The organism is Anaerocolumna xylanovorans DSM 12503, assembly GCF_900143645.1.
Lineage (GTDB): Bacteria > Bacillota > Clostridia > Lachnospirales > Lachnospiraceae > Anaerocolumna > Anaerocolumna xylanovorans.
In genome coordinates this window covers 327,703-343,328 of record NZ_FRFD01000004.1, presented here as the reverse complement: position 1 = coordinate 343,328, position 15,626 = coordinate 327,703, and the positions used below count along the sequence as shown (strand labels likewise).

Here is a 15,626-nt window from a genome sequence, read left to right as displayed (position 1 = left end):
CTGCCGGAGAATGAGGACAGGATGAGTAAAAAAGAAGAAATTCTAACAATAAATCATATAAAGAAAGACTATGGCAGCCTTGAAGTTATAAAGGATATTTCTCTTACAGTGGGGAAAGGGGAAGTTGTAGTTGTAGTGGGGCCTTCGGGCTGTGGTAAGAGTACGCTGCTTCGATGTATCAACGGGCTTGAGACAATACAGGGCGGCGAGATTTCACTGAAAGGGGAAATCATAAGCGGCAGACAAAAGGATATGCATCTGGTACGGCAAAAAATAGGAATGGTATTCCAAAGCTATGATTTGTTCCCTCATAAGAATATCCTGGATAACATTACCCTGGGGCCTGTGAAAGCACAGCACAGGAAGAAAGAAGAGGCAGAGGAAGAGGCGGAGAAACTCCTGGTAAGAGTGGGACTTCTTGATAAGAAGGATGCCTATCCAAGGCAGCTTTCCGGCGGACAAAAGCAAAGGGTCGCCATTGTAAGAGCCCTTTGTATGCATCCGGAGGTAATGCTCTTTGATGAAGTGACCGCAGCACTGGATCCGGAGATGGTAAGGGAAGTGCTGGATGTTATGTTAGAGCTTGCCAGGGAAGGAAGCACTATGATAATTGTAACCCATGAGATGCAGTTTGCCAGAGCTATCGCAGACAGGATTATTTTTCTCGATAAGGGCGAAGTTGTGGAAGAAGGAACACCGGAGGAATTCTTTGAAAATCCTAAAACAGAAAGAGCAAGGAAGTTCCTGAATGTATTCGAATTTGATACCGTAAAAGGTGTTGAAGATAAAAAATGAGGAGGAGTACGTGGGAAGTATTTATAATAAATCAAATCCATGTACCGGAAAGGAAAATTTATGAAAAAAATATTATCTTTATTACTATTACTGGTTTTAACGACAACTCTGTTAGCAGGCTGCAAGAATGACGCTGACAAAAAAGAAACAGACACAGCCAAGACTACCGGAACTGCAAGAACCCTGGATGAAATCAAAAAAGACAAAAAGCTTGTAATTGGTGTATTCAGCGATAAGAAACCCTTTGGTTATGTAGATGAAAATGGCAAGTACCAGGGCTATGACGTATATTTTGGAGACCGTATCGCAAAGGACTTAGGTGTGGATGTGGAATATGTATCCGTAGAAGCAGCCAGCCGTGTAGAATATCTGGTAACTGCCAAAGTGGATATTATTCTTGCGAACTTCACCGTTACACCTGACCGTGCCGAGAAGGTAGATTTTGCATTGCCTTACATGAAGGTTGCTCTTGGTGTGGTATCACCGGACAGTGCGCTGATTATCTCTGCTGACCAGTTAAAGGGAAAGACTCTTATTGTAAATAAGGGAACTACTGCTGAAACCTACTTTACGGAGAACTATCCCGATGTAAAGCTGTTAAAGTTTGACCAGTACAGTGAAGCCTACAGCGCCCTGCTTGACGGCAGAGGAGATGCTTTTTCAACAGATAACACGGAAGTGCTTGCATGGGCTCTTGAGAACAAGGGTTATACGGTAGGTATCGACTCCCTTGGAAATCTTGATACCATAGCACCGGCTGTACAAAAAGGAAATACCGAGCTGTTAAACTGGCTGAATGAAGAAATTAAGACACTTGGAAAAGAGAATTTCTTCCATAAGGATTATGATGAAACGCTGGCACCCGTATATGGAGATGCTGCTAACCCGGATAATCTCGTGGTAGAAGGCGGAGAAGTGAAATAAACAGTTGATAAGATTTGCAAAAACTGCCTAAGAGGTCCAAAGACCTTGAAGGGCAGTTTTTTTGCGTATATTTTATGGCTTGATAAGCAGCTGTAAATTATTCTATAATAAATTTTGAAGGTAATGAAACAGGCCAAAAATCTTCTGGCAAAATGAAAAGAAATAGTATACAATATATGTAGTTATAATAATTATTACTATTACTATATATTGTGAATAGATGCGTTGGAGGAACAAACCTATGGATATTATGATTAAGAAGCGTAACGGCAATTATGAACCACTGTATGTGGAAAAAACAAAAAAAATGGTAGCCTATGCCTGCGAGGGACTGGCAGGATGTGATCCTGCAGAGCTTGAGATGGATTCCAATATCCAGTTTCGGGATGGCATGAGCACCAAGGAAATACAAAAGATTCTGATTCAGACAGCCATTGAGAAGACTATCCAGACTACCAGGGATACCTTCGGCAATGAAGTAAAGAAAACCAATATCGACTGGCAGTATGCTGCCGCAAGGCTTTTGATGTCCGACTTATACAAGGAAGCAGCCATTAACAGAGGGTACGAATACTTTGGTTATGGAGATTTCTACGGGCTGATGGTAAAGCTTACGGGACTTCACTATTATGGTGACTATCTTCTAAAGGAATATACGGAAGATGAAATCAAGGAGCTTGGAGTATACATAAGAGCGGAAAGGGACCTTTTATTTAACTATGAGGGGCTTAAATTATTAGCGGACCGGTATTTGATACAGGGATTTGACAAAGAGGTATATGAGCTTCCCCAGGAGCGCTTTATGATAATTGCCATGCATCTTGCCATACCGGAGGAAAGCGGCAGGATAGAATATGTAAAGAAGTTTTATGATATCCTAAGTGAACTTAAGATGACTGTGGCAACCCCTACCCTTGCTGCCGCAGGCACTCCTTTTCACCAGTTAAGCAGCTGCTTTATTTCTACAGTTGGGGACAATCTCTGGTCCATCTATGATGTGAACTCCAAATTTGCCAGTGTGTCAAAGCACGGCGGGGCTTTGGGAATCTATATGGGAAAGGTCAGGGCCTTAAACAGTGAAATCAGGGGCTATAAGAATACCTCCGGCGGAGTGGTACCCTGGGTAAGACTTTACAATGACACAGCAGTGGCAGTGGACCAGCTGGGAAGAAGAAAAGGGGGGGCCTCTGTTACCTTAGATATATGGCACCAGGACCTTTATGAATTTCTGGACTTAAAGACTAACAATGGAGACGACAGAAGAAAAGCTCATGATATTTTCCCTTCCTTAAGCATCCCGGATCTTTTTATGAAAAGGCTTCTGGAAAGAGCAGAGTGGTCATTATTTGATCCTTATGAGGTGAAAAAGCAAATGGGCTTTTACTTGGAGGACTGCTATGACGAAGAGGAGGGCGGGGAATTCACCAGAAGGTACCTTGCCTGCGAGAATAACCAGAATTTAAAGCGTATTACTGTTTCAACGCTGGACATTATGAAGAAGGTAATGAAGTCAGCGGTGGAAACGGGAACCCCTTTTATTTTCTTTCGGGATACGGTAAACAGGGCTAATCCCAATAAACATGCAGGTATGATTTACGCCTCCAACCTCTGCCATGAGATAGCCCAGAATATGAGTGAATCCCTCCTCTTAGAGGAGACCATAGAGGACGGGAACGGACAAAAGGAAGTACTAATAAGGATAAAATCAGGGGATATGGTTACCTGTAATTTGAATTCCATTAATTTGGGACGGGTGGACATAGAAGACCTAAAGGACATCATCCCCTTGCAGATACGTATGCTTGACAATGTAATTACCCTGAACCAGTCACCCGTACAGGAGGCCAGGATTACCAGTGACAAATACCGTGCCATTGGACTTGGAACCAGCGGCTACCATCATTATCTGGTTAACCATGGGATTGCCTGGGAAAGCGAAGAGCATCTGAAAGAAGCAGATGTTTTGTTTGAAGAGATTGCTTATCAGGCAATCAAGTCATCCTGTGAGCTGGCCAGGGAAAAAGGGGCCTATCCTGCCTTTTCCGGTTCTCAGTGGCAGACAGGAGAATATTTTGAAAGCCGGGGATATACGTCCGATAGGTGGCAGGAGTTAAAAGAAACAGTAAAGGAATATGGCCTTCGAAACGGTTATCTTCTTGCTGTGGCACCCACAGGAAGCACCTCCAATATTGCGGGAACCACAGCAGGAATCGACCCGATCTTTAAGAAGTTCTTTATTGAAGAGAAGAAGGGAAGTTTTACGCCAAAAGCCGCACCGGACCTGTCAGAAGAGAATTTCTGGCTGTATAAGGAAGCGCACCACATCGACCAGCTCTACAGCATTAAAGCATGCGGAATAAGGCAGAAGCATATTGATCAGGCCCAATCCTTTAACCTTTATATCACACCGGAAGTTAAGGCAAAGGATATCCTGAATCTTTATATAGAAACCTGGAAAAACGGCGTTAAGACCATTTATTATATACGGAACCAGTCTATCGAGATGGATGAATGCACAAGCTGCTCCAGCTAAAATTATAAAAAACCCGCGGAATACGGAAAGAATGGTATAATAATAGGATGAATGAGAAAGGACAGGATAAAGATTGCCATGAATAAGAAGAAAATCTTTAACGAATATGGAGTAAGAGGTACAGAAGCGCTGATTGAAGGAAATACCACCAATTTAAGGGAGTGGAACCGTATCAAGTACAATTGGGCGAAGACCTTTTACCGTACGATGCTGAATAATTTTTGGATACCGGAAGAGATTTCTTTAAATGAAGATGTTAAGCAGTTCCCTCTTTTGACCAATGGTGAGAGAAATGCTTTTGATAAAATCATATCTTTTTTGAATTTCCTGGATTCCATCCAGAGCGAGAACCTGCCGAATCTCTCCCGCTATGTGACGGCACCGGAGATTTCCTCCCTGCTTAATATTCAGGCTTTTCAGGAGGAAATCCATGCCCAGAGTTATTCTTATATACTGGATACTGTGACCAATCCGGTCACCAGGGATAAGATTTATGACGAATGGAGAGAAGACAAGCATCTTTTAGAGAGAAACCGCTATATTGCAAACATTTATCAGGAATTTAATGAAAATCCCAATACACAGAACTTTATCCGCACCATTACCGCTAATTACATTTTGGAGGGAATCTACTTTTATTCGGGGTTTAGTTTCTTTTATACTCTGGCAAGACAGGGGAAGATGACTGCAACCAGCACTATTTTTAAGTATATTAACCGGGATGAAATAACCCATCTGGTGCTTTTCCAGAATATTATCAAGGAGCTTAAGAATGAAAGGCCGGAGATTTTTACAAAAGATGTGCTGGAACAAATCAGGGAGATGATGAAAACCGGTGTAGAACATGAAATCCGTTGGGGACAATATGTTACAAATAATGAAATTTTGGGGATAAATAATACTCTCATTGAAAAATACATTAAATATCTTGGAAACCAAAGATTGAAAGCCATCGGTCTGGAAGAATTATATCCGGAAATTACAGAGAACCCCATGGCCTGGATTGAAGGCTTCTCCAGCCTTAACCAGACCAAAACGGATTTCTTTGAAGCAAAGGTTACCAACTATACCAAAGCGGCAGCCTTTGATTTTGATGATTTGGAATAATTAATTCCTGGAAAAGTATGACAAGCATTTACCGCATCTGTCAGCTCCTTTGTGGCCAGAAGTTCCGGCAGCTAAAGGGCTACAAAGGGGCTGTCTGCGGGGAATAAGAGGTCATAGGCTTTTCGTGTTCAGATTTCTTATTGCAGATTTGATTGATATATCATTTTTTAATGAATCAATTTATCTTTTTACATATCTATAAATATTTTCATATATACTAAAACCTGATTTAACATAAGATTTTATAGCAGGTATATTATCTGACCAAGTTTGAATAAAAGTGTATCCGCTATGGATATTAATATATTCATTTAAGAAATTTGTTCCATATCCTTTATTGCGATATCTATCAAAAATCTCTAAGTCGTATACTCCTTTAATATTATTATATGTAACGATATTAACTTTTCCTACAATGAGGTTATTGAACAAAATAAAATAATATAAACTCTCACTAATCAAAATTCTATTTTCATTATTGCATTTCCAATCATTATAATCAACTTCCTTAAGTGTAAATTGTCTTGGTTTTTTATTTGAGTTCGATGATTTAGCTAATAAATTCAAATCGAAAGATGCCTCACATTCAAAGTCACTACAAAGCAGTTTTTTTTCACAATTATAGAATTGACTATAATTTGATGATATTCTTACACAATTTCCTTTGAAGTTATCAGAAAATGGAATAAAGAAATTAAAATCATTAGTCTTCATATCTTCTCTTTCTACAGATATTCCTACACTTGTTTTATTAATATTACAGCCAATACTTTTCAGCCATAATAATTCATTTTGTAAAATATTCTCGTATTTATCCATTGTTATGACCCTATTCCTTATAAATTATTCCTAATACAATATTTTACTTCCTCAATTATTAATTTTTGTCTTTTTTTACACTCATCTTTACTAAAATCAATGTATTTACATCCGCCCATACATACAGGAAAAAATGTGCAAATAAAACAATTTTTAGATTTGAGTTTTAAATTTGTATCACACATTTTTTCTACTATTTCTAATGCGTTATTATTTATATTGTCGAATGCTTTTTCTTTTTTTTCAGTTGCTGCCCAACATTTATATAGCAACGCATTACTAGAAACAACTAAGCTCCCTGGAAAATCTACATTACAAAAAGCTCTTATAAAACGTGGCTTATCTAAGGATTTAGTATAAATCAAGAGTTTAATGTATTCTGTATATAACTTTTCATCTTGAGCTATTTTACTCAAATAACACTCAGATTCTCCACCATAATTCTCAACTAACATTGGCTGAAAATATAGTTTGACATTTCTATCTAAATTAAGCTTTTTTATAAAATGATATAATTCGTAAATAGTACTAATATTTTTGCTATCTACATTAGCTCTAACAACTAAATCAATTTTTTCATGAATTAGTTGAATGTTCTCTATAATTGTATCAAAACTACCACTACCATCAATATTTTTTCGCCGTGAATCATGTATCGCTTTTGGTCCGTCAAATGTAATTTGGATATCAGTTAAATTTAACTCTGAAATATAAGGTATAATTTTATTTAGTAAGAAACCATTAGTAATAATACGGCTAGAATAGACAACATCCATATCGCTAGATATATCTTTTAACATACTATTAGCCATAAGAATATAATCTATATACATTGTGGGTTCACCGCCAAACCATATTACAACAATACGATTAACTTGTTTATTTTGTGTAAGGTAATTTCTAATAATACTATTAAGATTATCAATTGAATCCAAATTAAGTTTTTTACTTTCGTGTTCTTCAAAACAATAAGTACATCTAAAATTGCATTCCTTTGTTATCGCCAATGTTATACACATAAAATTACTATTATTACGTAAATTTTTATTATAATCTATTAATTTTTGGAATTCATTAGTACCATTTTCTACATAAAATATTCCATTTGGTTCTATTTTGTTTTCTTCAACATAATATCCATTAACTAAATCATAATAATATAATGTCCCATCTACATTAATTTTAATTACATATTTAGATAAAACCATTTCACACCTTCATTCATCTTTTTTCACTATAATATGCTTTAATTCTTTGCTATAATTCACTATTATTAATGCTATACTAAAGATAATAGCTAATGCAACATATCCTATATAAATATTAATATTCATTATTTTTGTGATAAAATACATCCCAATACTTGGCGACAATAAAATAATTGCATCTATTCCTCCAAGAATTTTACCTCTATTATTTTCATCAAGAATTGTTATAGTATAGCTAAATAAAGGCTGTGTAATAGAATCTAAAGCTCCATATAATGCAAAAAGTAATATTATAATATAATAATTTTTACTCACCATTAAAATCAACATGCATATAGCATTTCCCAGCATACTAATTTTAAATAAAGAACTAACATATTCTCCGAATTTTGATACAAGCAACAAGCCAATTATTTCACCAATCGCCACTGCAGATTTTATAAAACCTAAAAGTACTGAACTTGTTGCATTATTTGCTATCATTACTGGCAGGATATAGGGTATGTACCCATATGCAAAATTGAGAATAAACATTATGAGAATAAATTTTAAGATGAAAGAAGTTTTAAACATAACAGAAAATACATATTTTAAATCAGATACTATATTTTTAATAATGTTTTTCGCTTGGTTGTCACTTTCCTTCATTTCCCTTCTTTTGAAATTATAATTAACAGTCGAAATAAGCAACGCACAAATAAGGAAAGTTACTATATCTATGCCGAAAATTATATTTTCTGATATGTATGCTACTAAAAAACCGACAATACTGGAGCCTGCAATAGTAATTATTCTATTCACAATAGTGTACTTTGCCTGAAATTTAATAAATGTTTCTTTACCAAACAATTCAGCAGTCATAGTAATATAAGATCTGCTAAATATTTCGTTATTTATATCGTTTATTAAAATAAATACTACACCTAGCCATATATTGTTAAGAACAAAATTATATGATAATGCAAATATTAGAATTATTAGGGCTGAACTTATATTAGAAAATACGATCATGGATTTCTTATTATTTTTATCTATTAATACTCCAATAAAAAGAGCCAGGATTGCTCTGAATATAATTGAACTTCCTATTAAATATACGGCATTTAAAATATTCCCTGACTTTTCTGTTATTTTCCATACAATGAATAAATCAAATAGGACATCACCAAAATTATTTATAATTATTGATAATAAAATTGCTATATAATTTTTTTTTATATTCATCATACTATCCCTTCACATACTTTTTTACAAAAATATTCAAGTGCTAATTTGAAATATGTACAATTATATTCACAAGGTATTTTATTGGATTCTTCAGCCCTACAACCTCCGCCACAAAAAAACTTTATTGTACAATTATTGCAAAACTCTTTTTGCATTACTAACTCTTTTTCTAAAATATGTAATCTATTTATCTTTATCTTTTCAATTGCCTCTTCATTAAAAATATTTGTTATCAAATCATCATGTTGTGATTTTTTTACACAAGGGAAAGTATCACCATTAGGATTAACGCTTAAGGCATTTATTCCTGCGCCGCAATGAGTTATTGGAAATCCATTTTTATCAAACATCATATTGTCAGCAAATTTGACAATATCAAAAACTCTATCAATATTTTTATCTTCGTTGATATATATGTAATCGAGTAAAGATACTATTTGTTCATTAGTAGGTTTTAAATTTTCAGGAACTTGCTTAACCATAAAGAATCCAGTTTCTATTCCATGCTTTTTATAATAAGAATAAAATTCTTGTGAAAAGTCAATATTCTCACGAGTTATTACTTTCATAATTTTAAATTTTATTTTATTTTCTTTAAGTATGGCAAAATTATTTGCTACTTTTTCAAAAGTCCCTATCCCTCTTGTTAAAGCATTTGTTTCTTCATTAATTCCATCTAAACTTATTTGCATAAAAATACGTTTATCCTTAAATGCTTCTATTCTTTTATTATCTATTAATGTTCCATTTGTAACTATACAAATCTCACTAATACTCTCTTTCTTTTTTATACTTTCTAATAAATCATAGAAGTATGGATGACAAAAAGGTTCTCCCCCAATTAGAGTGATGGTTTTTGTATTTAATTCTCCTAATTTATTTAAAATTATTTTATTCTGATCTAAGGATACATAAGATTCATTATGTTCTGAATAGCAGTATGAACATTTAAGATTACATCTTTTGGTAATGTTATAATAGACATTATTAAAGCTATTAATTTTTTTTGCATATTCAATATAGGAATTAATATCATTGATTTCTATTGTATTAATTGATTGTTTTAATAAATGTCGGTTTTCTTTATTGATAACTTTATAGTCACGAGTAAAATCATTTAATTGAATTAATTTATTTTTATATTCGAATTCCATTTTTTTCTCCTATATTAAGTGGTTAAATTGATTAAATGTCATCATAAATGAAATAAATCAATTTAACCACTATATTATAACGCTAGCATTTATGACCATCATATTAATTGATTATGCACTTTTGTCAAGTAAAATTGTTGTACTCTTCTTGGCCATACTACAAGCAAAAATATCTTCATTTGCCTCATTAATCACTATGCTCTTTTTAGCCATGCTACAAGCAAAAATATCTTCATTTGCTTCATTAATTACTATGCTTTTTTTAGCCATGCTGCATGCAAATATATCCATAATATTTACCTCCAAATATAGTTCATTTGTTTTTGTAAGCTATGTTAGATTAGAAATTTTTAATTAATAAGATATATGGTTTTATTATACATATTTTGCTAGCGTCAACCAATTATAACAAATTATAACAAATTATTCAATACTATATACATTTTATTACAGGATAAAATTTACTATAATTCCTTTTAGCATTATTTGATAACTTGTTGGAGTTTAAGAGATAGTATTAATATTTTATGTGTGGACATGCAAAAATTAATAGGATAAAATATCTTAAAGAAATTTGTTGACAGGAGGAACATATGATCAGAGTTTTGTTTGTGTGCCTTGGGAATATATGCCGTTCACCTATGGCAGAGTATGTGTTTAAGGATATGGTTAAGAAAAGAAATCTTTCGGATAAGTTCTATATAGCTTCTGCCGGAACCAGTGATGAAGAGGCTGGAAATGGAGTGCATAGGGGGACTAAAAGTAAGTTAAAAGAGGTTGGAATTGACACTTCTGAAAAAAGGGCAGTACAGCTGAAAAAAGAAGATTACAGCCGTTTTGATTACATTATCGGTATGGAAAAAAGCAATCTTTTTTCTATGGAGAGGATTTTTGGGGGAGACCCCGAACATAAGGTAATGAGACTTTTAGACCTTGCTTCTCATCCAAGGGATATTGCAGACCCCTGGTATACAGGGAACTTTGATAAGACCTATGAGGATGTATATGAGGGCTGTCAGATTTTACTTGAACATATCTGCGAAAGGGAAGGAATATCCTGCTAAACAGGAATCATCAAAAAAGTCGAGAAGGAAGAATCGGGCTATGCTAAACTGGAATCACTTCATGAAGAATAAAAACAAGGTGATGATGTGAAAATTTGAAAAGTAATTTTCACTTTCTATTTAGGCAGTTTCGCAAGTAAATCTGCGAAATGCATAGGAGTCAGGATGGATTATTTTCTTACCATAGGTGCTGTGATCATTTTTGTTGAAAGCAGGGTGCAGTCAGAAATCAATTACAATGAATTAGAGGAGGCCACAGGCTTTTCGCTGTCACATTTAAGGTCGACGTTTGCAAAGACAACCGGAAAATCCCTGTCCCGCTATATTGTGGGACGGAGAGTTGCCAATGCAGCCTTTGACATCATTCACAGCCATATGAATATTCTTGACATCGCCGAAAAATATCAATTTTCAAATCCGGATACTTTTACAAGAGCATTTAACCGCGTCACCGGCTTTACTCCTTTGGAATTTAGAAAAAGGAGAATAGAAGTGGGACGTATGAAATTATGCGCCGGTGTTTATGGTGTGTCAGAAAGGATGGAAAGAATGAAGTCAGAACAGTTAAAAGCGACAGAGGACAGCACGGTTCTATACGGGGTACCAAGAGTTGGCTATGGCAGCTATCAGGGATGCACACCCTATCCGATTTGCTTAAAGGCTTGTGCGAATTATTTAGGAGAAGATATAGATTATGATTATGTTATGGCAGTCTGCGGGGCGGCCTTTCGGCTTACCTGGGATGTAACATGCTGGAATGCCGGCAATGTGGATGCATGCTTTACTTTCGATGAGTGGGAAAAGGTGTACAGGCTGGGAATAGAAGGTTTGGGATACGGATATGAGGCCATCCGCCGGACGGAAGATACAAAAAAAGAAGATTTTATCCGTTTCATTAAGGAAAAGATAGACAAAGGAATTCCCTGTATTGCAGCAGGAATCATAGGACCGCCGGAAGCCTGTATCATAACCGGGTACAGAGATAACGGAGATACTCTTCTTGGCTGGAACTTCTTTCAGGATAATCCTGAATTCGGAGGAAACGTTGAAACCCACGAGTCAGGATACTTCATCAGCAAAGACTGGTGGGAGAATCCGGATACGGTTTCGGTTATCGGTATGGGAGAGAAAACAGGGGAGAAGATGTCTATTGATGGCATTGTAAAAAATGCGGTCGAAGTACTCTCCGGAAGGCAGACAGGTAACTATGCCAAGGGAATACAGGCTTATGATGCATGGAAAAAAGCGGTGACAGATGACGGGCAGTTTAAAGATAATGCGATAATGCCTATTATGGCTGAGAGACTTATGTGTCAGGGAGATGCCATGGACTGCCTGATGGACGGAAGATGGCACGCAAGTGAATTCTTTAAAAAACAGGCAGAGGAGCAGCCCGGGAATCCATTTTTTATAAAACTGGCAGAGAAGTTTGGAGAAGCCGCTGCTGTGGTTATAAAGATATCAGAAGTATTAGGCGGATGGGAACGTACGGAGCTGCAGATGAGAAATCTTTATAAGCCTGAAAACAGAAAGAAAATCGGAGAACTGATAGATACCTGTAAAGCAGCGGATGAAGAAGCGCTTTCTCTGCTGGGAAGACTTCAGGATTTTAACCGAATGTAAAGAAAATATGCTGTGTTTTCTATCCCATGTAATATACATTTAATGAAAACGTAATTAAAATGCCAAGTATTTAACACCATTCTATGTTAATATGGTTATGTATGAATGAGTAATAGGGTTATTAAATACAATATATAAACTAGAAGGTGTAAAAACATGAATGAGCTAGCAAATAAAAATGCAAATAATGGTACGAATAAAGGCAGTATTGCGAAAAAGGCACTCCTCTACGGAGGAGTTGCCATAGCGGTGCCGCTCTTATTAATATACCTTTTTATGGCCTTTTACTATAAAAGCCATTTTTATCAGAACACTGCAATTAATGGTGTAAGTGTGTCCAATATGACAGAGCAGCAGGCAGAGGCTGCAATAAATGAAAAAGTAGAGTCTTATGTGCTTACCATTAAAGAACGGAATGACTTAACAGAAAAAATATATGGTGAGGACATCGGTTTAAACACCGTATACGATGAGAAATTATCGGATTTGCTGGAGGTCCAGAATCCCTATGCCTGGCCCGTGGCATTATTAAAGTCCCATGACATTACAATGCGGGCGGCACTTTTGTATGATGATGGATTACTAAAAGAATATTTTGAAGGACTTAAGTGCTTTGCACCGGACTATAATATTGCACCAACGGATGCGCATATATCCGATTACGGGGAAAATGGATATGTAATCGTGCCGGAGGATAACGGGGCAAAGGCTAATCCGGAAAAGATGTATGAAGCGGTAAAAAAAGCGGTTCTTTCTTTGGAATCGGAATTAAGTCTGGAAAAAGCAGGGGTTTATGAAAAGCCTCTGGTATTTTCTGATAACGCTGACCTTGTCAAAGCTTTAAGCAAGATGAACAAGCTGGCGGGAAGTAAGATAACCTATCATTTTGGGGATGTAACGGAAGTACTTGACGGGAATAAAATCAGTAAATGGCTGTCCGTGGACGACAAGATGAAGGTTCAGTTGGATGAAAACGGGGTCAAGGAATTTGTAGATTACATAGGAAAAACGTATAATTCTTTTGGAAAAGTCCGCACCTTTAAGACCTCTTATGGGGATGTGATAGAGATTAAGGGCGGCGATTATGGCTGGTGGCTTGACAGGACAACAGAAAAAGCAGACCTTATAAAGCTGATTAATAAAGGCCAGCAGATAGAAAGGCAGCCGATTTATTTCCAGACAGCCCAGCAATATGGAGCGGATGATATCGGAAATACCTACGTGGAAGTAAATCTGACAGCTCAGCACCTGTTCTTTTACAAGGAAGGAGAGCTGATAATGGAATCGAATTTTGTGTCCGGCAATCTGTCAAGGAATTTTGGAACACCGGTAGGAACCTATCCCATCCAGTATAAGGAGAATGATGCGACCTTAACGGGAGAGGATTATTCCACACCGGTAAAATACTGGATGCCCTTTAACCGCAATATCGGATTTCACGATGCTTCCTGGCGCTCCAGCTTTGGCGGAAAGATTTACATGACAAGCGGTTCCCATGGCTGCATCAATATGCCTCCCAGCAAAGCAAAGATTATGTTTGAGAACATCAAGCGCGGAGTTGCCGTTGTGGTATACGAACTGCCGGGAACGGAAAGCTATAACAAAGATGATAAGGACAGTCTGGTAAATAATTAAACTTTATCTTATAACGGTTCTTTTATAGTAAAGGTATCCCAGGAAGCAGACCAGCCCGCAAGACAGGATAAAGCAGATTACGTAAAAGGGATTGGATATCAGTCCGCCAATCAGGATAATCAAAGAGCCTGCTATTCCTAATACCGGGCAGAGGATACCTTTAAAGAAACCTTTCACTACGCTTTGCCGGTGCAGGGAGAGCACTTTGATGTAGAGCACCATATAGCAGATATAGCTGAATACAATAGCGATTTCACTGATATCGCTTCCTTTCAGAATACCGCTTTTCATAGTAATATAATGAAAGAACATCCAAAGTGCTGCTGTAATATAAGAGATAAGGGCAGAGGGAAGAGAAAGCTCATACTTCGGATGAAGCTTTGCAATTCTTTGGGAATTCGGGATCATATTCTTAGAGGCCAGATTCCAGGGCATACGAAGGCTTCCCAGAGTCATTCCGTTTACGACGCCGAGTACGGAAATAATGATAAAGAACAGTAAAATTTTAGTGCCGCTGCTGCCGAATATTATCTCGCCTGCCTTGTTAACGGCTTCATTTTCCATTGTCATGATATATTCAGAGCCTAACAAATTATTCAAACCGAAAAAATATAAAACATATACCATTAACACAGTCAAAGGACCGATAATAAGAGCCAGAGGCATGTTTTTCTTTGGATTCTTAACCTCATTTGTAATATTGACAGATACTACCCAGCCATCATAGGAGAAGGCAATGGGGGCCAGTGCTGCCAGCCAGGATAACCCTACCTGGCTTTTTTCTATTATTTCCTTACCCGCCGGAATTGCTGCACTTTGCCCATGATAGAAGATACCGGCTATTGCAATGGCAATAAGGGGGAACAGTTTTATAATGGATGCTGCATTTTGAATATATCCGCCTAATTTGTAGGAAAGAATATTTACTCCATAGAAAAAGGTGAAAATGATAAAGCCTAAGCCAATCTGCGCTTCCAGGGAAGCCTCTTTTCCAAGATAGGAAAAGATATAAATTGCTGCGACCCAGGATATAACCGCATTAATTGTTGGGAAATAGATAAAGGTCTGAAACCATCCGAATCCACTTGCTGCTTTAGGGGATATGAACTGTTCAAAATAGCTGATTACGCCTCCGGGCCCTTCTGTACGTACGGACAGTTCCGTAAGGGTAAGACTGCCGAAGATAATGCTTAAGGCTCCGATAACAAAGACGAGAATACCAAGTCCTACGCTGCCTCCTGTCAATTTTAATACATCATCTACCTTAAAAAAGATGCCGGAACCGATTACAATACCAATAATCATGGCAGTGGCTGTAAAAAGGCCGTAATGTTCAATTTGTTTATTTCTATTCTCCATCGTATTCTAACCCCTTGAATGTTTCTTAATATCCATATATACCGGATTATTTTAATATTAATTGTCTGAATTGTCAAAAGAATATTTTTATTTTCTTTAATTTTGAATATTATTGACAATTCAGGTAATTTTATGCCCTTTTTAGTAAGGGTCTGCTTTATTAATATCTGCCGGAAAA

General features: G+C 36.5%; 13 protein-coding genes. 7 read left to right on the top strand and 6 right to left on the bottom strand.

The genetic code is table 11. The features are described from left to right. Positions 1 to 21 precede the first annotated feature (21 nt). The 4 genes from BUF11_RS07680 (at position 22) to BUF11_RS07665 (ending at position 5,359) form a co-directional block, all read left to right on the top strand. On the top strand, positions 22 to 795 hold the full coding sequence (locus BUF11_RS07680; RefSeq protein WP_073588248.1) for an amino acid ABC transporter ATP-binding protein: 774 nt from the start codon (positions 22 to 24) through the stop codon (positions 793 to 795). 60 nt (positions 796 to 855) lie between these two features. Then, on the top strand, positions 856 to 1,719 hold the full coding sequence (locus BUF11_RS07675; protein ID WP_073588392.1) for a cysteine ABC transporter substrate-binding protein: 864 nt from the start codon (positions 856 to 858) through the stop codon (positions 1,717 to 1,719). A gap of 241 nt (positions 1,720 to 1,960) precedes the next feature. After that, positions 1,961 to 4,252, top strand: a complete 2,292-nt coding sequence (locus BUF11_RS07670; RefSeq protein ID WP_073588247.1) for a ribonucleoside-diphosphate reductase subunit alpha — start codon at positions 1,961 to 1,963, stop codon at positions 4,250 to 4,252. A 78-nt stretch (positions 4,253 to 4,330) separates the two neighbouring features. Then, a complete protein-coding gene (locus BUF11_RS07665) occupies positions 4,331 to 5,359 on the top strand; it encodes a ribonucleotide-diphosphate reductase subunit beta (protein ID WP_073588391.1) in 1,029 nt (342 codons plus the stop codon). A gap of 180 nt (positions 5,360 to 5,539) precedes the next feature. Here BUF11_RS07665 and BUF11_RS07660 read toward each other — a convergent pair whose 3' ends face one another. The 5 genes from BUF11_RS07660 to BUF11_RS07640 form a co-directional block, all read right to left on the bottom strand. Beyond that, positions 5,540 to 6,178, bottom strand: a complete 639-nt coding sequence (locus BUF11_RS07660) for a GNAT family N-acetyltransferase (RefSeq protein ID WP_073588246.1) — start codon at positions 6,176 to 6,178, stop codon at positions 5,540 to 5,542. 17 nt (positions 6,179 to 6,195) lie between these two features. After that, positions 6,196 to 7,386, bottom strand: coding sequence for a radical SAM/SPASM domain-containing protein (locus tag BUF11_RS07655; RefSeq protein WP_073588245.1), 1,191 nt, complete (start codon positions 7,384 to 7,386; stop codon positions 6,196 to 6,198). Between the two features lie 9 nt (positions 7,387 to 7,395). Continuing rightward, on the bottom strand, positions 7,396 to 8,613 hold the full coding sequence (locus BUF11_RS07650; protein WP_073588244.1) for an MFS transporter: 1,218 nt from the start codon (positions 8,611 to 8,613) through the stop codon (positions 7,396 to 7,398). After that, a complete protein-coding gene (locus BUF11_RS07645) occupies positions 8,610 to 9,767 on the bottom strand; it encodes a radical SAM/SPASM domain-containing protein (protein ID WP_073588243.1) in 1,158 nt (385 codons plus the stop codon). The genes BUF11_RS07650 and BUF11_RS07645 overlap by 4 nt, the downstream gene beginning before the upstream one ends. A gap of 111 nt (positions 9,768 to 9,878) precedes the next feature. Next, entirely contained in the window at positions 9,879 to 10,058 is a 180-nt protein-coding gene (locus tag BUF11_RS07640) for a hypothetical protein (protein WP_073588242.1), read from the bottom strand. 302 nt (positions 10,059 to 10,360) lie between these two features. Between BUF11_RS07640 and BUF11_RS07635 the strand changes: the two genes are divergently transcribed. From BUF11_RS07635 to BUF11_RS07620, 3 genes are all read left to right on the top strand, one after another. Next, a complete protein-coding gene (locus BUF11_RS07635; protein ID WP_073588241.1) occupies positions 10,361 to 10,831 on the top strand; it encodes a low molecular weight protein-tyrosine-phosphatase in 471 nt (156 codons plus the stop codon). A gap of 165 nt (positions 10,832 to 10,996) precedes the next feature. Further along, entirely contained in the window at positions 10,997 to 12,454 is a 1,458-nt protein-coding gene (locus tag BUF11_RS07625; protein ID WP_084558540.1) for a helix-turn-helix transcriptional regulator, read from the top strand. 156 nt (positions 12,455 to 12,610) lie between these two features. After that, complete coding sequence (locus tag BUF11_RS07620) at positions 12,611 to 14,089, top strand: L,D-transpeptidase family protein (protein ID WP_073588240.1); 1,479 nt, start codon at positions 12,611 to 12,613, stop codon at positions 14,087 to 14,089. 3 nt (positions 14,090 to 14,092) lie between these two features. On the opposite strand, the gene BUF11_RS07615 is transcribed toward BUF11_RS07620, so the two are convergent. After that, positions 14,093 to 15,448, bottom strand: coding sequence for an APC family permease (locus BUF11_RS07615; RefSeq protein ID WP_073588239.1), 1,356 nt, complete (start codon positions 15,446 to 15,448; stop codon positions 14,093 to 14,095). Positions 15,449 to 15,626: the final 178 nt, after the last annotated feature.

Coding starts and splice junctions, on each gene's coding strand:
- BUF11_RS07615 (WP_073588239.1), bottom strand. CDS start 15,448: ATGGAGAATAGAAATAAACAAATTGAACATTACGGCCTTTTTACAGCC.
- BUF11_RS07640 (WP_073588242.1), bottom strand. CDS start 10,058: ATGGATATATTTGCATGCAGCATGGCTAAAAAAAGCATAGTAATTAAT.
- BUF11_RS07625 (WP_084558540.1), top strand. CDS start 10,997: ATGGATTATTTTCTTACCATAGGTGCTGTGATCATTTTTGTTGAAAGC.
- BUF11_RS07645 (WP_073588243.1), bottom strand. CDS start 9,767: ATGGAATTCGAATATAAAAATAAATTAATTCAATTAAATGATTTTACT.
- BUF11_RS07670 (WP_073588247.1), top strand. CDS start 1,961: ATGGATATTATGATTAAGAAGCGTAACGGCAATTATGAACCACTGTAT.
- BUF11_RS07620 (WP_073588240.1), top strand. CDS start 12,611: ATGAATGAGCTAGCAAATAAAAATGCAAATAATGGTACGAATAAAGGC.
- BUF11_RS07635 (WP_073588241.1), top strand. CDS start 10,361: ATGATCAGAGTTTTGTTTGTGTGCCTTGGGAATATATGCCGTTCACCT.
- BUF11_RS07680 (WP_073588248.1), top strand. CDS start 22: ATGAGTAAAAAAGAAGAAATTCTAACAATAAATCATATAAAGAAAGAC.
- BUF11_RS07665 (WP_073588391.1), top strand. CDS start 4,331: ATGAATAAGAAGAAAATCTTTAACGAATATGGAGTAAGAGGTACAGAA.
- BUF11_RS07655 (WP_073588245.1), bottom strand. CDS start 7,386: ATGGTTTTATCTAAATATGTAATTAAAATTAATGTAGATGGGACATTA.
- BUF11_RS07675 (WP_073588392.1), top strand. CDS start 856: ATGAAAAAAATATTATCTTTATTACTATTACTGGTTTTAACGACAACT.
- BUF11_RS07660 (WP_073588246.1), bottom strand. CDS start 6,178: ATGGATAAATACGAGAATATTTTACAAAATGAATTATTATGGCTGAAA.
- BUF11_RS07650 (WP_073588244.1), bottom strand. CDS start 8,613: ATGATGAATATAAAAAAAAATTATATAGCAATTTTATTATCAATAATT.